Source organism: Saccharothrix sp. (genome assembly GCF_031180885.1).
Taxonomy (GTDB): Bacteria; Actinomycetota; Actinomycetes; order Mycobacteriales; family Pseudonocardiaceae; genus Actinosynnema.
The window spans coordinates 106,547-126,292 of the sequence record NZ_JAPSLK010000017.1 but is presented as its reverse complement, the minus strand read 5'-3'; the positions used below and the strand labels follow the sequence as shown (position 1 = coordinate 126,292).

At 71.2% G+C, this 19,746-nt stretch carries 20 protein-coding genes; 7 read left to right on the top strand and 13 right to left on the bottom strand.

Annotated elements, in window-relative coordinates:
• Position 1 precedes the first annotated feature (1 nt).
• Complete coding sequence (locus RIN75_RS21330) at positions 2-907, top strand: pseudouridine-5'-phosphate glycosidase (RefSeq protein WP_309113748.1); 906 nt, start codon at positions 2-4, stop codon at positions 905-907.
• Complete coding sequence (locus tag RIN75_RS21325; RefSeq protein ID WP_309113747.1) at positions 904-1,794, top strand: sugar kinase; 891 nt, start codon at positions 904-906, stop codon at positions 1,792-1,794. Before RIN75_RS21330 ends, RIN75_RS21325 begins: the two co-directional genes overlap by 4 nt.
• Here the strand turns inward: RIN75_RS21325 and RIN75_RS21320 are convergent.
• Positions 1,776-2,090, bottom strand: a complete 315-nt coding sequence (locus tag RIN75_RS21320; protein ID WP_309113746.1) for a DUF3099 domain-containing protein — start codon at positions 2,088-2,090, stop codon at positions 1,776-1,778. The two genes, RIN75_RS21325 and RIN75_RS21320, sit on opposite strands and share 19 nt — an antisense overlap.
• A 92-nt stretch (positions 2,091-2,182) precedes the next feature.
• Here RIN75_RS21320 and RIN75_RS21315 point away from each other — a divergent pair, with 92 nt between their 5' ends.
• From RIN75_RS21315 to RIN75_RS21300, 4 genes are all read left to right on the top strand, one after another.
• Positions 2,183-3,676, top strand: coding sequence for a helix-turn-helix domain-containing protein (locus RIN75_RS21315; RefSeq protein ID WP_309113745.1), 1,494 nt, complete (start codon positions 2,183-2,185; stop codon positions 3,674-3,676).
• 54 nt (positions 3,677-3,730) lie between these two features.
• Positions 3,731-5,215: a methyltransferase gene (locus tag RIN75_RS21310; RefSeq protein WP_309113744.1), complete on the top strand. Its 1,485-nt coding sequence runs from the start codon at positions 3,731-3,733 to the stop codon at positions 5,213-5,215.
• Positions 5,212-5,637: a D-aminoacyl-tRNA deacylase gene (dtd, locus tag RIN75_RS21305; RefSeq protein ID WP_309113743.1), complete on the top strand. Its 426-nt coding sequence runs from the start codon at positions 5,212-5,214 to the stop codon at positions 5,635-5,637. Before RIN75_RS21310 ends, dtd begins: the two co-directional genes overlap by 4 nt.
• Before the next feature lie 194 nt (positions 5,638-5,831).
• On the top strand, positions 5,832-6,824 hold the full coding sequence (locus tag RIN75_RS21300) for a sigma-70 family RNA polymerase sigma factor (RefSeq protein ID WP_309113742.1): 993 nt from the start codon (positions 5,832-5,834) through the stop codon (positions 6,822-6,824).
• A 347-nt stretch (positions 6,825-7,171) separates the two neighbouring features.
• On the opposite strand, the gene RIN75_RS21295 is transcribed toward RIN75_RS21300, so the two are convergent.
• The gene (locus tag RIN75_RS21295) at positions 7,172-8,086 is read right to left on the bottom strand and encodes an aminoglycoside phosphotransferase family protein (RefSeq protein ID WP_309113741.1); all 915 of its coding nucleotides are present in this window, start codon (positions 8,084-8,086) and stop codon (positions 7,172-7,174) included.
• 89 nt (positions 8,087-8,175) lie between these two features.
• On the opposite strand from RIN75_RS21295, the gene RIN75_RS21290 reads away from it, so the two are divergent.
• Positions 8,176-9,843, top strand: coding sequence for a fumarate hydratase (locus RIN75_RS21290; RefSeq protein ID WP_309113740.1), 1,668 nt, complete (start codon positions 8,176-8,178; stop codon positions 9,841-9,843).
• Here the strand turns inward: RIN75_RS21290 and RIN75_RS21285 are convergent.
• The 11 genes from RIN75_RS21285 to RIN75_RS21235 form a co-directional block, all read right to left on the bottom strand.
• The gene (locus RIN75_RS21285; protein ID WP_309113739.1) at positions 9,827-10,174 is read right to left on the bottom strand and encodes a MerR family transcriptional regulator; all 348 of its coding nucleotides are present in this window, start codon (positions 10,172-10,174) and stop codon (positions 9,827-9,829) included. The two genes, RIN75_RS21290 and RIN75_RS21285, sit on opposite strands and share 17 nt — an antisense overlap.
• A gap of 15 nt (positions 10,175-10,189) precedes the next feature.
• Positions 10,190-10,927 carry an SDR family oxidoreductase gene (locus RIN75_RS21280; protein ID WP_309113738.1) on the bottom strand — a complete coding sequence of 246 codons (738 nt, stop codon included), beginning with the start codon at positions 10,925-10,927 and terminating at the stop codon, positions 10,190-10,192.
• A 34-nt stretch (positions 10,928-10,961) separates the two neighbouring features.
• Positions 10,962-11,891: a hypothetical protein gene (locus RIN75_RS21275; RefSeq protein ID WP_309113737.1), complete on the bottom strand. Its 930-nt coding sequence runs from the start codon at positions 11,889-11,891 to the stop codon at positions 10,962-10,964.
• 31 nt (positions 11,892-11,922) lie between these two features.
• The gene (locus tag RIN75_RS21270) at positions 11,923-12,438 is read right to left on the bottom strand and encodes a hypothetical protein (RefSeq protein ID WP_309113736.1); all 516 of its coding nucleotides are present in this window, start codon (positions 12,436-12,438) and stop codon (positions 11,923-11,925) included.
• A gap of 318 nt (positions 12,439-12,756) precedes the next feature.
• Entirely contained in the window at positions 12,757-13,233 is a 477-nt protein-coding gene (locus RIN75_RS21265) for a hypothetical protein (RefSeq protein WP_309113735.1), read from the bottom strand.
• A 51-nt stretch (positions 13,234-13,284) separates the two neighbouring features.
• Positions 13,285-14,397, bottom strand: coding sequence for a hypothetical protein (locus tag RIN75_RS21260; protein WP_309113734.1), 1,113 nt, complete (start codon positions 14,395-14,397; stop codon positions 13,285-13,287).
• A complete protein-coding gene (locus tag RIN75_RS21255) occupies positions 14,394-15,650 on the bottom strand; it encodes a glucarate dehydratase family protein (RefSeq protein WP_309113733.1) in 1,257 nt (418 codons plus the stop codon). Before RIN75_RS21255 ends, RIN75_RS21260 begins: the two co-directional genes overlap by 4 nt.
• Positions 15,647-16,549, bottom strand: coding sequence for a 5-dehydro-4-deoxyglucarate dehydratase (locus RIN75_RS21250; RefSeq protein ID WP_309113732.1), 903 nt, complete (start codon positions 16,547-16,549; stop codon positions 15,647-15,649). The genes RIN75_RS21255 and RIN75_RS21250 overlap by 4 nt, the downstream gene beginning before the upstream one ends.
• 8 nt (positions 16,550-16,557) lie before the next feature.
• Positions 16,558-17,433 carry a carbohydrate ABC transporter permease gene (locus RIN75_RS21245; RefSeq protein ID WP_309113731.1) on the bottom strand — a complete coding sequence of 292 codons (876 nt, stop codon included), beginning with the start codon at positions 17,431-17,433 and terminating at the stop codon, positions 16,558-16,560.
• Positions 17,430-18,383 (bottom strand): sugar ABC transporter permease, encoded by a 954-nt coding sequence (locus tag RIN75_RS21240; RefSeq protein ID WP_309113730.1) that lies wholly within the window; start codon positions 18,381-18,383, stop codon positions 17,430-17,432. Before RIN75_RS21240 ends, RIN75_RS21245 begins: the two co-directional genes overlap by 4 nt.
• Complete coding sequence (locus RIN75_RS21235; RefSeq protein WP_309113729.1) at positions 18,380-19,705, bottom strand: sugar ABC transporter substrate-binding protein; 1,326 nt, start codon at positions 19,703-19,705, stop codon at positions 18,380-18,382. The genes RIN75_RS21240 and RIN75_RS21235 overlap by 4 nt, the downstream gene beginning before the upstream one ends.
• Positions 19,706-19,746: the final 41 nt, after the last annotated feature.

Below are 19,746 nucleotides of genomic sequence, written 5' to 3'. Positions count from 1 at the left end.
CGTGAGTACGCCGAGCATCACCGACGAGGTCCGCACCGCCCTGGCCGAGAACCGGCCCGTGGTCGCCCTGGAATCCACCATCCTGTCCCACGGCCTGCCGCCCGGCCGCAACCGCGAGGTCGCCGCGCGGCTGGAGGACGTGGTGCGCAAAGCGGGCGCGGTGCCCGCCACGATCGCGGTCCTGGGCGGGGTGCCGAAGGTCGGGCTGACCGACGCCGAGCTGGACCACGTGTGCGACCCGGCCAACGAGCTGGTCAAGCTCTCCCGGCGGGACCTGGGCGCGGCCTACGCCCTCCAAAAGGACGGTGCCACCACCGTGGCCTCGACCTCCGCCATCGCGAGCCAGGCGGGCGTCCGGGTGTTCGCCACCGGCGGGCTGGGCGGCGTGCACCGGGGCGCGCGGGAGACCTGGGACGTGTCCGCCGACCTCGACGTGCTGGCCACGACCCCGATCCTGGTGGTCTGCTCGGGCGTGAAGTCGATCCTGGACATCCCGGCCACGCTCGAACTGCTGGAGACCCGGTCGGTGCCCGTCCTGGGTTACCGGACCGACGCCTTCCCCGCGTTCTACCGGCGCGAGTCCGGCCACACCGTGCCCTGGCGGGTGGACGGGCCGCAGGAGGCGGCGGCCGTGGTCGCGGCGCACTTCGGGCAGGTCCCGGGCAGCGCGGGCGTGCTGCTGGCCAACCCGATCCCGGCCGGGTTCGAGATGGACCAGGATTTGCACGACCGGCTGCTGCGCGAAGGCCTGGACAAGACCCGGGACGTGCACGGCAAGGACGTCACCCCGGCGCTGCTGGAGCACTTCCACACCGCGAGCGGCGGGGTCAGCCTGGACGCCAACGAGGCGCTGGTGCTGTCCAACGCGGCCCTGGCCGCCGAGGTCGCGGTGGAGCTGGCGAAGTGACGTCGGTCGTGGTCGTCGGGGACGCCGGGCTGGACGTGGTGGCCCGGCACTCCGGCCCGATCGTCCACGGCGGCGACTCGCGCGCCAAGGTCACCATCGAACCCGGCGGGGCGGGCGCGAACACGGCGGTGTGGCTGGCGGCGTGCGGCGCGACGCCGACGCTGGTCGCGCGCGTGGGCGCGGACTCCGCCGGGCGGCAGGTGCACGCGGAGCTGACGGCGGCGGGCGTGCGGTGCGCGTTCGCCGTGGACACGGAGGCCGCGACCTGCTGCGTCGTGGTGCTGGTGGACGACACCGGCCAGCGCACGATGCTGCCCGACCGGGGCGCGAACGCCCGCTTCTCCCCCGGCGACCTCGACCCCGGCCTGCTGGCCGGGGTCCGGCACCTGCACCTGTCCGGGTACGTGCTGCTGGACGCCTCGTCCCGGCCCGCCGGGCTGGCGGTGCTGCGCGCGGCGCGGGAGGCCGGGCTGACCACCTCGGTGGACCCCCAGTCGGCGGCGTTGATCTACGACGGGTTCCTGGACGACATCGCCGGGGTCGACCTGCTGCTGCCCAACACCGAGGAACTGGTCGCGCTCACCGGGTCACCGGAGCCGGCCAGTGCGGTGGAACTGCTGGACGTGGTGGGCGCGGTCGCGCTGACCTCCGGCGCGGACGGCGCGAGCTGGGTCGACCGGGAGGGCGTGCTGTCGGCGCCGGCGCTGGACGTGGAGTGCGTGGACTCGACCGGAGCCGGGGACGCGTTCGACGCCGGGCTGCTCGCGGCGTGGCTGAGCGGCGCGTCCCGGGCGGAGTCCCTGGCCGGGGGCGTCCGGGCGGCGGCTTCGGCCGTTTCCCACGTGGGGGCACAGCCGGTGGCGAGGGCTCAGCCGTCGATGACCTGATGCCCGGGGGCTTCGAGGGCGCGGTGCTCCTTGACGAACCGGTTGGCCTTCTCCGCCTTGCGCGGGGGCCGGTCGTTCGCGATGAGCACCGCCATCCACGGCAGCGGCACGGACAGCACGAGGAACAGCAGCGCGAGCCACCACGTCTGGTAGAAGACCATGGCCAGTGCCAGGCACGGGATGCGGGCGCCCATCATGATCGCGTACTTGCGCTTGCGAGCGGCGTGCTGCTCCTCGTAGGAGGGCGCCGCTTCGGTGATCAGCACCGGAGTGCCGTCGCGCTCGTGGTCGACCATGTGTCCCATAGTCCCACTGCGCCGTCCCCGGCGACACCGTCAGGGCGGTGTATTCGCGCACGTTCGCACAGGGTGACCGTACGATCCGAGGAGTGGTGGCCCTTGATCGGCTGGTGGACGTGCTCGGCAGCCTGGGCACGCACCTGAGCTGCGCGCCCCGCGGCCGGGACGTCGAACTGCGCGGCGTCGCCCTGCACGACCCGGCCGAACCCGCCACCGCCGCCCCCGACGACGTCCTCCTCGGCCTGGGCGTCCCCACCCCCACAGCCGCCGCGCGCCTGGTCGGCTCGACCGCCGCGGCGGCCGTGGTCCTGCACGGCCGGCCGCCGCTGGACGAACGGGTGATCGCGGCCGCCAAGCGCTCGGGCGCGGCGGTGCTGCTGGTGGAGCCCTCGGTGCCGTGGGGGCAGCTGGCGAACGTGGCGCAGACCCTGGTCCTGGGCGGCCGGCGCAAGGGCTCCGGCGACCTGTTCGCGGTGGCCGACGCCATCGCCGCCGTGGTGGGCGGCCCGGTCACCATCGAGGACCAGCAGTCCCGCGTGCTGGCCTACTCGTACCGGCAGCAGGGCGTGGACCAGGTGCGGGTGCAGACCATCCTGGGCCGGCGGGTGCCGGAGGAGGCGCGGCAGGCCCTGGACGAGTACGGCGTCTTCACCCACCTGTCCCGCAGCGACGAGCCGCTGTTCGTGCCCAAGCTGACCGACCAGCTCGGGGGCCGGCTGGTGGCCGCGGTCCGGGCCGGTCGGGAACTCCTCGGGTCGGTGTGGGTGGAGGTCGACCAGGACGTCGACCCGGCCCGCCACGCCGCCCTGGCGGACGGGGCTCGCACCGCCGCCCTGCACCTGCTGCGGGCACGCGCCTCGGCGGACCTGGAGCGGCAGGCCGAGGCCGACCTGGTCATCGGGGCGCTGGACAGCGGGGCCAACCTGCCCCGGTTGGGCCTGCCGAGCACGGACCTGCGGGTGATCGCGGTGCAGGCCCACGCCGGGGAGGGCGAGCACGGCGCGGCGCTGCTCGCCTTCGAACGCGCAACCGCCGGTTTTGGCTGGTCAAGGCCGGGCCGGAGCGCCCTGTTCGGCAACGTCCTCTACACCGTCCTGCCGTGCGGCGACGACCCGGCGGCGGCGATCGACTGGGTCCGTTCGCTGCGCCGCGAACTGCCGCCGGAGGTCGTCCTGGAGACCGGGATCGGGGGGCGGGCGGAAGCCGCCCAGCTCCCCGCCTCGCGGCACGAAGCCGACGAGTGCCTGGCCCTCTCGACGGGTGACCCGGTCGTGTACGACCACTCGTGGGCGCAGGTCCTGCTCCGGCGCCTGGCCGCGGTCGCGTCGAGCGGCCGGCTGCCGGCGCGCGGGCCGGTGGCGGAACTCGTGCGGCACGACGAGGAGCACGGGACCCAGTACGCGGCGACTTTGCGGGCTTGGCTGGCGGCTCAGGGTGACGCCCGGGAGGCGGCTCGGGCGCTTTCGGTTCACCCGAACACGTTGCGTTATCGGATGCAGAAAATGGCTGAAGTCACGCCACTTCCTTTGGAGGACGCGGACCAGCGACTCGCCATGGCCATCGCTCTCGCCATCTTTCTTTGATTCGTGCGCATAGCTCAATCGGGACCCGGTCGGGGTGGAGTGGGAGAATCCGGTGTGCTTCCTGATCTCTCCACATCGCTGACCGCGCGCCTGCGGGGCGCGTTCCAGAACGCCGGGTACGACGCCGACGGGGTCGTGGACGTCCTCGGGCCCCAGGCGCACGCCGCGTTGGGCCGGGGTGAGCCGGAGGCCGCCCGGCGCGCCACCGCCGACGCCGGCGAGCTGGGCACCCTGGTCCGGCTGTTCCTGCTCGGCGACGCCGAGGAGCCCGCCGCCGTGCGCAAGGCGCTGGACGGCCTGGACCTCGACGAGGCCGTGGGCGCGCAGGTGCTGGTCCGGGACGGGGACCGGGTGCGCGCGGGCCTGGACATCAGGCCGTACGGGGACGACGAGGGGTCCTGGTGGGTGATCGCGGACCTGGACTCCGAGCAGCGGGGCGGGCCGGTGCCGGCCGATCACGTGCTCGGGGTGGGGCACGCGTCGATCAGCCTCGCCCGGGCGACGTCACGCCGACCCGTCGAGACGCTGCTCGACCTGGGCACGGGCTGCGGGGTCCAGGCGCTGCACGCCAGCCGGCACGCGCGCAAGATCACCGCGACGGACGTGTCCGAGCGGGCGCTCCGGCTCGCGCAGGGGACGTTCCGGCTCAACGACATCGACGTCGAACTCCGGCAGGGCGAGTGGTTCGCGCCGCTGCGCAACCGGAAGTTCGACCAGGTGGTGTGCAACCCGCCGTTCGTGGTCGGGCCGCCGCGGGTGGACTACGTCTACCGCGACTCCGGGTTGGGCGGGGACGACGCGAGCGCGCTCGTGGTGCGGCAGCTGCCGTCGTTCCTCAGCGAGGGCGGGATCGGCCAGCTCCTCGCGTCCTGGCTGCACCGGCGTGGCGAGGACTGGGCGGACCGGGTCTCGTCGTGGCTGCCGCGCAACGTGGACGCCTGGTTCGTCCAGCGGGACGTGGCCGACCCCACGCTCTACGTCGGCACGTGGCTGCGGGACGCGGGCGTCGACCCCCGGTCCGAGGAGGGCCGCGCGAAGGCGTCGGCCTGGCTGGACTGGTTCGCCGAGCAGGACGTGGAGGGCATCGGTTTCGGCTTCGTGACCCTGCGCCGGACCGACGCCGCGCACCCCGAGGTGGTCTGCGAAGACCTGCGCCACGCCTACGACGACCCGCTGGGGCCGGAGTCCGCGGCCTGGCTGGACCGGGTCGAGTGGCTGCGCACCCACGACAACGACGCGCTCCTGGCCACCCGGTTCACCGTGCCGGAGACGGTTCTGCTGGAGGAGGTCTCCGCGCCGGCCGAGGACGGCTGGGCGTCGGTCGTGCGCCGCCTGCACCGCACGGACGGGCCGGGGTGGCAGCACGAGCTGGACGAGACCGCCGCGCGCCTGCTCGCCGGTTTCCGGGGCGCGCTGCCCCTGGAAGACCTGATCACCCTGTTGGCCTACGCCAACGACCTGTCGGCCGAGGACCTCGCGCACGCGGCGTTGCCGGTCGTCCGGGAGCTGGTGCGGCACGGCATGGTGGTGCCGGCGTGAGAGCAGTTGTGGCGCGGGTCACCGAGGCGGAGGTGACCGTGGACGGGGAGCGCGTGGGCGCGATCGACGAGCCGGGACTTCTCGTGCTCCTGGGCGTCCACGCCGACGACACCGAGGCCAAAGCCCCGTTGATGGCGCGGAAACTGCACGAGCTGCGCATCCTGCGGGACGAGGAGTCGTGCGCCACGACCGGCGCACCCCTGCTCGTTGTGAGCCAATTCACACTCTACGGAGAGACGCGGAAGGGTCGGCGGCCGTCTTGGACCGCCGCCGCACGGCCCGAGCACGCGGAGCCGTTGGTCGACGCGGTGGTGCGGGAACTGCGCCAGAAGGGCGCTCGGGTGGAAACCGGGCGGTTCGGGGCGATGATGTCGGTGCGGAGTGTGAACGACGGTCCCTTCACCGTGTTGGTGGAACTCTAGATCCTTCTCAGCCAAATCTCAGGATTCGTGGCGCAACCGCTGTGACGGCACTGACGTCTCTCAGATCGGGGAGGCGGGAACCATTTCGCACCGGCGAACGTTTCCCCCGATGACAGCCGAAAGGCAACCTCGCGCAGCGCAGCGCGGGATGCGTGACCGCACTGCCAGCCCGCGACAAGGGGGAGGGAAGCTCCATGACCGTCCCGAAGGTCCTCGACCGCGAGGTCGAGAGCGACACGACCACCACGAGCGCCGAGTTCGACCTCGACGCCCAGGGCCCGGCCGCCGACCTGGTTCGGGTGTACCTGAACGGGATCGGGAAGACAGCGCTGCTCACCGCGGCCGAGGAGGTCGAACTCGCGAAGCGGATCGAGGCGGGGGTCTTCGCCCAGCACATGCTGGAGACGGGCTCGAACCTGTCGGCCACGCGCAAGGGGGAACTGCGCCAGCTGATCCGCGACGGCCACGTCGCGAAGAACCACTTGCTCGAAGCGAATCTCCGCCTGGTCGTTTCGCTGGCCAAGCGATACACCGGCCGTGGAATGCCGCTGCTCGACCTGATCCAGGAAGGGAACCTGGGTCTGATCCGCGCGGTGGAGAAGTTCGACTACACCAAGGGATTCAAGTTCTCGACCTACGCGACGTGGTGGATCCGCCAGGCGATCACCCGGGGAATGGCGGACCAGGGCCGCACCATCCGGCTGCCCGTCCACCTCGTCGAGCAGGTGAACAAGCTGGCGCGGATCAAGCGCGACCTGCACCAGCAGCTGGGCCGTGAGGCGACCAACGACGAGCTGGCGCGCGAATCGGGCCTGACGCCGGACAAGGTGGCCGACCTGCTCGACCACGCCCGCGACCCGGTGAGCCTGGACATGCCGGTCGGCACCGAGGAGGACGCCCCGCTGGGCGACTTCATCGAGGACTCCGACGCGACGGACGCGGAGAGCGCCGTCATCTCCGGCCTGCTGCAGGACGACCTGCGCCGCGTGCTGGCCACGCTGGAGCCGCGCGAGCAGGCGGTGATCCGGCTGCGCTACGGCCTGGAGGACGGCCAGCCGCGCACGTTGGACCAGATCGGCAAGCAGTTCGGGCTGTCGCGGGAGCGGGTGCGGCAGATCGAGCGCGAGGTCATGGCCAAGCTGCGGCAGGGCGAGCGGGCCGCCAAGCTGCGCGCTTACGCCAGCTAGTGATCGTCGGTTGATCGCGGTGCACCGGCCGGCGACTGCGGGCTGCGCCGGCCGGTGACGCGGATCACCCGTTCAGCCGTGTTGACTTGTGACGCCGATCACGGCACGGTCGCGTGTTACACGAGCTTTGCGACACCCCCGCCCCATCTCGCGAGGGCTGTCGCACGCTGAGGAAGGTCGGGGCGGTCGGGGGCCGGCCCGGCCTTCCGCATTTTCGGCCGCGACTGGCGTCGCGGCGGCGAGGCCGCCTGAAAGTCGACTCGTCGCGCCGTGCTTCCCGCCGATCGAAAGCATGATCGTCGGGAAAGGCGACGCGACAAGCCGACGCGGCCTCGCGGCGGTGGTCGTCAGCCCAGGTACTCGGCGAGCTTCTGCCGGAAGAACGCCACGTGCGCGTCACGTTCTTCACCGCTGTAACCCCGCGGCACGCCCTCGACAATCATGATCAGGCAGAGATATGCCCGGTACAGGGCGATTCTGGTCTCTTCCGCCGGCGTGAACGGTTCGCTGCGTCCGTAGCCGGCCAAGAAGTCCGCATCCACGTCTGTGAACAGGGCCACCGTTGCCAACTCGGCCAAGGGGTCGCCGAACATCGCCCGTTCCGGGTCGATGATTCCCTCGATCCGGCCGTCCGCCAAGAAGATGTTGGCCTCCCACAGGTCGAAGTGCACCAGCACAGGTGACGTCACCTCGTCCAACAGGTGAGCCCGCGCCGCGAACGCCGGCCGCACGTCCGGCAGCTCCACCCCGAACCGGCGCGCATCCGCCAGCACCGCGTCCACCATCGCCAGGAACGCCGACCGCCACGTCGACCCGTTGGGCCCCTGGGGATAGCCGAACACGTCCCCGGTGATCCCGTGCAGCGCCCGCACGATCTCCCCCAGCTCCCGCCGCAGCGCCGCCCGCTCGGCGTCCGACAGAGCAGCCGCGTTCCAAGGGGTTCCCCGCAAAGCGGTCATCAGCAGCAGGTCGTCCGAGGCCAGCAACACCGACGGGACCGGCAGGCCGCGAGCAGCCATCAGGGAGAAGGCCAGGGCCTCCGTGCGCATCAGGTTGCGCTCGTACGTCATCAACGGCACATCGGCGGGCGGTGCGACCTTCAGCACGGCCTCGCGGCCGTCGACCGTCGTCAGCCGGTACGCCGTGTTGAACATGCCCTCGGTCAGCTCGGCAGAAGACGCGAGACCGACGCCCAACGCCTCCCGCACCACCGCGTCGAGTTCCCCGACACCCAGCCGCCGCTTCGAAGTGCTCTCCACCACGACGCGAATCACACCACGGTGGAGGGACCGGACCGGACCGCTGGGTATAGGTTCGTCGGAACCCGAACGCGCGCAAGGGAGCCCGCGACGTGCCCGCAGTGCCCACCACAGCTTTCGAGTACACCGACGTCCTGCCGCTCGGCCCGGACACCACCACGGAGTACCGCCTGGTCACCTCCGAAGGCGTGTCCGTGGTCGAAGCCGCCGGCCGGAAGTTCCTCCAGGTCGAGCCGTCGACGCTGACGCTGCTCGCCAAGGAGGCGATCCGCGACATCCAGCACCTGCTGCGCTCGTCGCACCTCAAGCAGTTGCGCGCGATCGTCGACGACCCCGAGGCCAGCGGCAACGACCGGTTCGTCGCCATGGACCTGCTGCGCAACGCGTGCATCTCCGCCGGCGGCGTGCTGCCGATGTGCCAGGACACCGGCACGGCGATCGTCATGGGCAAGCGCACCGAGTCCGTCCTCACCGGCGGCACGGACGCGGAAGCCCTCTCGCGCGGCATCTTCGAGGCCTACCAGGAGCTGAACCTGCGGTACTCGCAGATGGCGCCGGTCACCTTCTGGGACGAGAAGAACACCGGCACCAACCTGCCCGCGCAGATCGACCTGTTCTCCGCGCCCGGCACGGAACCCAAGTACGAGTTCCTGTTCATGGCCAAGGGCGGCGGTTCGGCCAACAAGACGTTCCTGTACCAGGAGACCAAGGCGCTGCTGAACCCCGCGCGCCTGGCCCGGTTCCTGGACGAGAAGCTGCGCTCCCTGGGCACGGCCGCGTGCCCGCCGTACCACCTGGCCGTGGTCGTCGGCGGGCTGTCCGCCGAGCAGAACCTGAAGGTCGCCAAGCTCGCGTCCGCCCGGTACCTGGACCACCTGCCGACCGAGGGCTCCGCCGCGGGCCACGCGTTCCGGGACGTCGACCTGGAGCAGCAGGTCCTGGAGCTGACCCGGAACTTCGGCATCGGCGCGCAGTTCGGCGGCAAGTACTTCTGCCACGACGTGCGCGTGATCCGGCTGCCCCGGCACGGCGCGTCCTGCCCGGTCGGCATCGCGGTGTCGTGCTCCGCGGACCGCCAGGCCAAGGCGAAGATCACGCCCGAGGGCGTGTGGCTGGAGCAGTTGGAGCGCGACCCGGCGCAGTTCCTGCCGGACGTGCCGGGCGAGGACCTGTCCGACGAGGTGGTCCGGATCGACCTGACCCGCCCGATGGCGGAGATCCGCGAGACCCTGTCGAAGCTGCCGGTGAAGACCCGCGTGTCGCTGACCGGTCCGCTGGTGGTGGCCCGCGACATCGCGCACGCCAAGATCAAGGAACGCCTCGACGCGGGCGAGCCGATGCCGCAGTACATGAAGGACCACCCGGTGTACTACGCCGGTCCGGCGAAGACGCCCGAGGGCTACGCGTCCGGCTCGTTCGGCCCGACCACGGCCGGCCGCATGGACTCCTACGTCGAGCAGTTCCAGGCGGCGGGCGGCTCGATGGTGATGCTGGCCAAGGGCAACCGGTCGGCGCAGGTGACGAACGCGTGCCAGACGCACGGCGGCTTCTACCTGGGCTCGATCGGCGGCCCGGCGGCGCGGCTGGCGCAGGACTGCATCCGCAAGGTCGAGGTGCTGGAATACCCCGAGCTGGGCATGGAGGCGGTCTGGAAGATCGAGGTGGAGGACTTCCCGGCGTTCATCGTGGTGGACGACAAGGGCAACGACTTCTTCGCCGAGACCTCCGCGCCGACCTTCCAGATCACCTTCCGGAAGTAAGCGCTTCGGCCAGTTGGTCGCGGACCTGGACGAGCGCTTCGATGCGTTCGTCCAGGACGGCCAACCTCCGCCGCGCGACGGCCACGAGTTGGGGATCGGGGTTCGCCGACATCACGTCACCATCCAGGCAGCTACTGAAGTGGGCCACGTCCTCCAGCGTGAGGCCGTGGTCCAGCAGGTTCCGGATGTTGCGGACGCGCGCGACCGCCGTGTCCGGGTAGACGCGGTAGCCGTTGGCCAGGCGGTCGGACTCCAGCAGCCCGTTCTCCTCGTAGAACCGCAACGCCCGCGTCGACACCCCGGTGACCCGCGCCAACTCCCCGATCTTCACCCGTCCGACGGTACGTCACGCGACGACCGCGCCCCCGTCCACCGGCAGCACCACACCGGTCGTGAAGGCGGCCTCGGGGCTCGCCAGTCGGGTGATCCAGAACGCCACCTCCTCCGGCCGCCCGATCCGCTTCAGCGGGACGTGCGCGACCAGGGCTTCCTGCACCGCCGTGTTCTGCTCCGGCGTCAGGCCCTGGTGCAGGCCGATCGGCGTGGCGATCGGACCGGGCGCGACGGCGACCACCCGCACGTCCGGCGCGAACTGCACGGCCCAGCTGCGGGTCAGCGACTCCAAAGCGCTCTTCAGGGCCGCGTACAGCGCGCCGCCCGGCATCGGCCAGCCCCGCTGCCCGATCGACGTGCTGACGTTGACGATCACGCCCTTGGACTCGGCGAGGTGCGGGCGGGCGGCTTCGGCGAGGTGGGACGGGGCCAGCAGGTTGGTCGTCACCATGTCCATCACCGCGTCGCGGTCGTAGCCGTGCCGGACCACGCCGGCGTTGTTGACCAGCACGTCGAGCCGGCCGAACTCGCGCACCGCCGTGTCGACGATCGTGCCCGGCGCGTCCGGGTCGGCGATGTCGAGGGCGAGCGGGTGGATGCCGGGCAGGCCCTCGGCGGTCTCCGCGAGCCGGGCGGCGGTGCGGCCGACGACCAGCACCCGCGCGCCCCGCTCGGCGAAGCTGCGGGCGGTGGCGCGCCCGATGCCCGTGCCGCCGCCCGTCACGATCACTGCCTTGCCGTTGAACGTCATGCCGCGAACGTAAAGATTGACGCCCGCGTGAAGGTCAAGCGCGCGGCCACCACACGCGGGCGTCGGTGGTCGGCAGGCCGCGCAGCAGGGTGCCGCGCGGGGCGGTGCTGAGGAGTTCGAGGACCCACGCGGTTTCGGCGGGGTGGACCGGGTCGGTGAGCGCGTTCAGGATCGTCTGGTTCGCGCAGCCGGCGTCGGCCAGGGTGCGGGCCAGTTCCGGTGCGGCGGCCGGGTCGCGGTCGGTGACGGCGCGGTCGAGGAGCTTGCCGACGGCCAGGGGTTCCAGCCAGGTCGGGTCGACGGCGCCGGCGAGGGTGCGTTCGGCCTGGTCGAGCATGGACCTCCAGTCCGCCCACGGGAACTCCGAGCCGCGCATGCGGGTGCTGTAGACGTCCGTGCCGTCGAACGCCGTGATGTCCTTGTGCACGCTGTAGTTGCCGTCGGTGTCCCGGTGCCACACCACGGCCTGGTGCCGGAAGTCGACGCGGCCCGCGATGTCGTCGGCGTCGGGCCAGAAGCCCTCGGCGTCCTTCGGCTTGAGGCCGGTGAACGCGGCGTGCAGCAGTGACTCGATGGTGTCGATGTCGTCGTACGCGCTGATCACCACGAACCGGCTCAGCAGCGCGAGCCCCGGGCCGGGGTGGCGCAGGTCGGGGTCGACCAGGGCAGCGGCCCGGCAGACCAGGTCCAGTTCGTCCCAGCGCAGGGTGTGCGGGTGGAAGTGGGCCTCGTCGGACCAGCCGACGGTGACCGGCTCGTCCGCACCCGGCACCCGCAGGCCGAGGTCGAAGTACGAGTCGCTGATGTCGAGGTCGAGCGAGTACCCGCCGCCCAGCGGGAAGGCGAGGACGTGGTTGTCCTCGTCGAAGTACTCGTCGTAGCCCTCGAAGTCCTCTTCGAAGCAGTACATCGCCCAGAACTTCGGGTCCGCCAAGGCGGTGTTCAACGCGTCGGGGATCGGCATCCGCCGAATGCTAGATCACCCGATCGGGTGGTCATGCGGTGTCTTCACGGGACTCCAGGACCACTCGGCGGTCGCCCAGCGGGGCGTCCAGGGTGACGTTGAGGGGCACGTCGTACAACTCCTGGGTGCACAGGCCACCGCCGGCGGGCGGGTAGTAGGTCGTGACGAGCGTGATCCAGACCTGGTCCGCCGCCTGCGCCGCGACCTCGGCCGACGCCCGCTTGCAGCCACCCGCGAGACCGATCACGCGCAGGGTCCGACCGTCTGCCGAAACCTGAACGTCCTTCTTGTAAAGCTCGGACAACGTGCTGGCGTCGATTCGCTCGGCCGGCACCGGCGTCGGACCACCCGGCAACGGCTCGGCGCTCGACTGCGGCGGCGGCTGAGGTCGGTCGGTCGGCGATGACAACGTTGTCGACGGTGACGAGGGTGCGGTGGCCGTCGACTGACCGCCGGGCGACGTGCCGCCTGGGTACGGGGACGTCGGCGTGCTGTTGGTGCAGCCGGCCAGGGCGAGCGCGGCGAGGGCGACGGCGAACTTCCTCATAGCCGTAGGACGGTACTTCGCCGCGCAAGGGTTGCAAGGTGCCCGGCCGACGGGGCTGTGTTGGATGGCGCCGCCTCCGGCGTCGCGGCGAGCCCGCCTTTAGTCGGCCCGTCGTGCCGCGTTTCGCTCCGATCGAAGAACGTGATCGGAGCGAAACGCGGCACGACAAGCCGACGCGGCCTCGCGACCGGGCACCGGGGGGAGAGGTGGAACGTTGGTCCCGCCGCACGTGAGCGGCGGGCGTCTTGGGGGACAGGCTGCTGGACGCTCGCGTATTTGCCGGCCCCGGAACCGCGCGAGCGTCCAACAGGCTTGGACCTACTTCTGGTCCTGCCTGGTGGTCAGAACGACCACGCGCTGGCCCAGCGGGGCGTCGAGCTTGGCGGTCAGCGGTGGGTAGCGGATGTCCATGGTGCAGATCTGGGACTCCTTGGGCGTGGTCTCCACCATCACCACCTTCACCACCTGCGGACCCTGCTCGGCGACCTCCACGCTGGCCTTGCCGCAGCCCGCTTCCTGCGCGACCAGGCCGATGGTGCTGCCGTCGCCCTCGGTCCACACCGTGCGCGGCCGGTCCTCGGGGACGGCGGCGGCGTCGACCTTCTCCTTGGGCACTTCCCTGGCGCCCGGCGGCACGGGGCTGTCGAATTCCGGTTCCTCGGCGGAGGGCGCGGTGCTCGGCGCGGTGGTCAGCGTCGGACCGCTGTTGCCCGGGGCCACCGAGGGCTGGGTCGAAGCGCAGGCGGTCAGCAGGAGCAGCGCGCCCGCGCCGATGACGGTTCCTAGGCTTCTCATGTCGGGAGGACGGAGCCGCCCGCGCACCGGGTTGCTCCGCCCTTTTCACAGTTACCCGTTCAGGTGACTCCGGATGCCGTGGACGGCGTGCCGCAGCGCGTCCAGCCTGGCTGAAGAGGCGAGTCCGGCGTGGTAGACGTGGAACTCCTCCACCCCGGCCTTGGCATACGCCAGCCACTCCGCCAACAGCTCGTCCCCGTCGACGGCTCGCGGGGGCAGACCCAGGACGTAAGCGGCCGTCCGCACGTCGAACGCCCGCAACGCCTCGATCGCGGGCACCGCCACCTCCGGCCCCGGCCAACAGGTCAACGTCAGCACGTCGACCTCCGCGCCCACCCCGTCCGCCACGGTCGCGAACGGCCCGGTGCCCCACGGATCGGCCGTCGCGTGCACGACCACCCGCACGTCACCCGCCAGCGCCACCAACTCCCGCCGCAGGTCGCGTGACACGCCCGTCCGGACCGCCCGGACGTCCGACGCCAACTCCCCCAACGCTTCCTCGACCGACTCCGCACCACCGTCGACCCCGGCCCGCACCGCGTCGGCGGTCCCCTCGGGATACCGAGCAGCGCACACCGAGCAGAAGCACAGCGACAGCAACTTCTGCTGAACGGGAGTCCAATCGGTGCCGTCGGTCTTCTCGTGGTGGCCGCCGTGCACGAACCCCAACGGCCCGCACGCCTCCAGCACGATCCCGTCCGGCTGCCCCAGTTCCAGCACCTCGGACACCAACGCGCGCGCGTACTCCACCACATCGGGTTGCGCCGGGCACAGCGCGTACGGGTAGTCGTCGCCGAAAGCGTTGCGCACCACGACGTCGGGGTGCAGGTCGCCGAGTCGGCTGCTGTGCGTGAGCACGGTCCACGCGTACACCGGCAGCCCGGCCGCCTCCAGAGCATCCGACGCGGTCCGGTACGAGTCGGGCGAAACCCAGGACGGTTCAGCAGGCACCAGGCGGCCGAACTTCTCCTTTCGCACCGGCAGGTAGAACGCCGCGTGCCGGGCGTCGACCAGCCGGTGCGCGGGGTGGAACGGCGTGGCCGCGCGAACCGTGTGGTACGCCGCCGCGAGCGCCACGGCGTCCACCCCCAGCCCGGCAACCCGTCGCACGGCCGCAGGATCACCGATGATGTCCCACGGGTAGACGTGGGCGACGGTCGTCACCACCGGGGGCGCTTCCTCTCGTAGCTCGGGTCGTGCTGCTGCATGTACCCGGTGTCGTCGCGCTGCACCAACCCGCACTTCCGGTAGTTCTCGGCCAACCGGGCCAGCGCGTCCCGGTCCAGCTCGACACCCAACCCGGGGCCGGACGGCACCGGCAACGCACCGTCCACAAAGGACAGAGACGAGATCAGCACGTCGTCCGCCGAGTTCCACGGGTAGTGGGTGTCGCAGGCGTAGTTCAGGTTGGGCGTGGCGGCGGCGAGGTGGGTCATGGCCGCCAGGCTGATGCCCAGGTGCGAGTTGGAGTGCATGGACAAGCCGATGTCGAACGTCCGGCAGATCGCGGCCAGTTCCTTGGACCGCGACAGCCCGCCCCAGTAGTGGTGGTCGGACAGGATGACCTGCACCGCCCCCAACTCCACCGACCGGGCGATGTGCTCGAACGCCACCACGCACATGTTCGTGGCCAGCGGCAACGGCGACGACCGCGCGACCTCCGCCATGCCGGCGATCTCCGGCGACGGGTCCTCCAGGTACTCCAGCACCCCGTCCAACTCGGCAGCGACCTTCAACGCCGTCGCAGGAGTCCACGCCGCGTTGGGGTCCAGCCGCAGCGGGTGGTCCGGGAACGCCGCGCGCAGCGCCCGGATGGCCTCGATCTCCTCCTCCGGCGCGTACACCCCGCCCTTGAGCTTGATCGAGCCGAAGCCGTGCCGCTCCACCAGCATCCGGGCCTGGGCGACGATGCCGTCCGGGTCCAGCGCCTCGCCGAACTCGTCCGGCTCGGCACCGGGGTGCCCGGCCCACTTGTAGAACAGGTAGGCGCTGTACGGCACGGCGGTCCGCACAGCGCCTCCCAGCAGGTCCACCACCGGACGGCCCAGGGCCTTGCCCCGGATGTCCCAGCCGGCGACCTCGAACGCGGCGAACACGCGGTCCACAGTGGACTCGACGGTCAGCTTGCCGGTCAAGCCGTGCCGGTCGGACCCGGTCTCGCCGCCCAGCGCCGTGGTGACGCGGGCGTGCAGGCCGTTGAGGTCGTGGACGTCCAGACCGGTCAACGCGGGCGCGACGTTGCGCAGCCGGGTCAGGTGGCCGATGTCGCCGTAGGTCTCACCGAGCCCGGAAATGCCCTCGTCGGTGTGCACCTCGACGATCGTGCGCAGCGCCCAGGGTTCATGGCAGCCGACGGAGTTCAGCAGCGGCGGGTCCCGGAACGCGACGGGGGTCAGGTCTACCGAGGTGATCTTCACGCTGCCAGCTCCCGTCCAGCCGCGACGATCTTCTCCAGCTCCGCCAGGTGCTCGTCGGTCGGGTCCAGCAACGGCGGGCGCACCCCGCCGACGTCCAGCCCGGTCGCCTTCACGGCCGCCTTGACCAGCGCCACCGCGTAACCCGGGACCTGGTCGCGCAGCTCCACGAACGGCCGGTAGAACTCGGTGAGGTAGCGGCGGACCAGTTCGTCGTCACCGTCCTGCACGGCCTGGTAGAAGCCCAGGGAGATGTCCGGCGCGAAGCAGAACACCGCCGACGAGTACAGCTCCACGCCGATCCCCCGGTACGCGGGCACGGTCAGCTCCGCGGTGGGCAGGCCGTTGAAGAACTGGAACGGCTTGTCCACCTCCGCCCGCACCGCCAGCACGATGCGCTGCAACAGGTCGATGTCGCCCAGGCCGTCCTTGAACCCGACCACCGTGGGCAGCGACGCGACCTCCACCGCCGTCTCCGGCGTGAACACCGCGTTGTTGCGCTGGTACACGATCAGCGGCAGCTCGGTCGCCCCCGCGACCTCGGCGACGTACCGGACGAGCCCGCGCGGCGGGTTGGTCACCAGGTACGGCGGCAGCAGCAGCAACCCGTCGGCGCCGGCGTCCCGGGCCGCGCGGGCGCAGGCCTTGGCCACCGGCAACGGACCGCCCGCGCCCGCGAACACCGGCACCCGCCCGGCCGTCGACTCGACCGCCACGGCCACCGCGCGCTCGAACTCCGCGAGGTCCAGGGCGTGGAACTCGCCGGTGCCGCACGCGACGAACACCCCGCCCGCGCCCGCCGCCACCCCGCGCTTCACGTGCTCGGCCAGCACGTGCTCGGCGACGGCCCCGTCCGGGTCGAACGGCGTCACCGGGAAGAACAGCACCCCATCAAGTTGCATACCGACCTTCATCCCTTGATCGCTCCGGTGGTGATCCCACGCAGGAAAGACTTTTGCAGCGACAGGTACACGAGCAGGCTCGGCACCAGCGCCAGCAGCGCCCCGGCCAGCACGATGCCCGGACCGACCTGGTCGTCGGAGCGCAACGACAGCAGGGCGACGGTCAGCGTGTAGTCGGACGGGTCGGTGGCCACGATGAGCGGCAGCAGGTACTGCTCCCAGATCATGTTGAAGCCGAACACGGCGACCACGCCGAGCGCCGGCTTGCACAGCGGGAGGATGATCTGGGCGAAGATCCGCAGCTCCCCCGCGCCGTCCACGGTGGCCGCCTCCTCGATCTCCACCGGGATCTCCTTCATGAACTCGGTCATGACGAAGATGGAGAAGCCCCACGCGCCCAGCGGCAGGATGACGCCGAGCAGCGTGCCCTTGAGGCTGATGCCCAGCACCGGGAGGTCGCCGATCACCAGCGACAGCGGGATGGCGATCACCTCCTCGGGCAGCATCATGGTGGTGAGGACGGCCAGCAGGACCAGCGCCTGACCGCGGAACTTCTTGCGCGCCAACGCGTACGCGGCGAACACGCTGACCGAGAGCTGGAGCAGCAGCGCGCCGCCCGCGATGATCAGCGAGTTGCCCAGGTAGTGCCAGATCCGGTTCTCGCCGGCCGCCCGGAAGTTGTCCAGCGACGGGTTGTCGGGCACCACCGACAGCTTGGTCGGGTCGGGGTTGTCGTCGAACGCGCCGGAGAAGATCGTGAGCAGCGGCCCGGTGAAGAACAGGACCGCGCCCACGCACAGCAGCACCCGCACGCCCCGCGACACCCACGACGACCGGTCGGAACGCCAGCCCAGCGCGGTCTCGCACTTCTCCGCGACGCTCACGAGGCTTTCCTCCTCCGGTAGAGCTGCACGGTGACGGTCAGCGCGAAGGTGATCAGGAACAGCAGCACCGAACCCGCCGACGCGATCCCGAGTTCGTTGCGCTCGAACGCCACGGAGAACACGCGGGTCATCCACACGTCGGTCGACCCGGCCGGGCCGCCGCCGGTGAGCACGTAGACCTCGGTGAACGTCCGCAGTCCGCGAATCGCCGCCAGGGTCAGCAGGATCGTCACCACCGGCCGCAGCGCGGGCAGCGTGACGTAACGGATGCGTTGCCACGTCGAGGCACCGTCGATCTCGGCGGCCTCGTACTGCTGCCGGTCGATGCCCGCGAGACCCGCGAGGATCAACACCATGTCGTACGGGGCGCCCTTCCAGATGCCCACCGCCATCACCGACCACAGCGCGGAGTCCGGGCTGTCCAGGAAGGTCAGCGGACCGAGGCCGACGAACGACAGGATGTTGTTGATGAACCCCTCGGGGGCCGGGTAGTACAGCAGCCGCCAGATCTCGCCGATCACCGCGGTGGCCGCGACCACCGGCAGGAACACCGCCGACCGCACGAACCACAGCGACCGGGCGTGGCCCTCCAGCAGCAGCGCCAGCGCGAACCCGATGAGCATCGCCCCGGCGGTCTGGCCCGCGGCGAGCAGGAACGTCCGGCCGATGGCCGAGCGGAACCGGTCGTCCTCCAGGATGCGGACGTAGTTGTCCATGCCCACGAACAGGTCCCCGAGGAACGGCCGCACCTGGAACAGGCTCAGCCGGATGCCCTCGGCCATCGGCACGTACTTGAAGACCACGAACAGCAGCAGCGCGGGGGCGAGGAACAGCCAGGGGGTGGCGCCCGTGAGGCGGCGCTCGCGGCGCCGCCCCACGGGGTGGGGACCGACGGCACCGCCGCCGTTGGCCGTCGCCCCCACGTCTCGGGCGGTCTCCACCGCCGTCACTTGGCCATCCCTTGCGCCTGGAGCTCCTTCTTCAGGTTCCCGGCGAGCTTGCTCAACTCGCCCTTCACGTCGGTGGCGCAGGTGGCGAGGATGCCGTTGAGGCCCTCGGCGGTCTGCTGCCGGAACGGCTGGAAGTTCGGCAGGCTCGGGAACGGCTTCGCGCTGTCCTGGTAGAGCTTGGCCACGGTGTTCCAGCGGGCGTCGTTGTAGACGGTCTCCACGTCCACGTTCTTGTTGACCGGCAGCCGGACCACCGGCTGCGTCTCGCCCTTCATGCCGGCCTGCTGCGCGCCCGCGCTGATCAAAAACTCGGCGAGCTTCTTCTGGTCGGCCACCCGCGGCGACCCGGCCATCAGGTAGACGTTCTCGCCCTCGGCCAGCGACCCGACGCCCGCCGGACCGGCCGGAGGCGCGATGACCTCGTACTTGTCCTTGCCCAGCTTCTGGTCGAAGCGGCCGAACATGTACGGGCCGGTGTGGTAGATGCCGGCCTTGCCGGACTCGAAGAACGCGTGCGCGTCGTTGGTGTTGAGCGTCAGCGCGCCGGGCACGACGACCTTGCTGTCGCAGAACAGCCCGCGGATCCACTCGACGGCCTTGACCGACTCGGCGGAGTCGATGGCGACGGCGTACTTGTCGCCGTCGGCCTTGACGATGTCGCCGCCCGCCTGGAGCAGGTAGCTCGACGCCCACCAGGCCAGGTAGCCGCGGTCGGTGGTGCCCGGGACGAGCATCCCGTAGGTGTTGGCCTGGCCGTCACCGTCCGGGTCCTGCGTGGTGAACGCGGTGGCCAGGTCGGCGAGGTCGGCCCAGGTCCGCGGCAGCGGCTTGCCGAGTTTTTCCCGCCAGTCCTTGCGGATCAGGGTGACGAACGACTGCGCGGAGAACGGGACGCCGTAGTACTTGCCGTCCGCCCCCTTGGCGCTCTCCCAGGCCCGCTCGACGATGTCGCCGTTGCCGACGACGGAGGCGCGGTCCAGCTCGGGGACCAGGCCCTGCTGGACCAGCGTGCCGAGCGAGCCGGTGTCGTTGATGATGACGTCCGGCAGGTCCTTCGAGGCCGCGCGCTGCTGGAGCTGCTTCTCGAAGTCGGTGAAGATCGGCTTGTAGTCCACCTTGACGCCGGTCTTCTGCTCGAAGTCGGCGAACAGCTTCGCGTAGACCTTCGCGGGCGCCTCGGTGCTGCGCGTCCACACCTCGAACGGCGCGTTGGGGTCCTGCTGGACTTGGGCCCCGCCGGACGAGGTGCCGCAGGCCGAGCCGACGAGTCCCACGACGGCCAGTGCAGCGGCAGCGGTGACGGACCGGCGGGATGTTCTCATGAGCGCTCTCCTTGTTCACATGCGTGAAACGGAGTCGTACT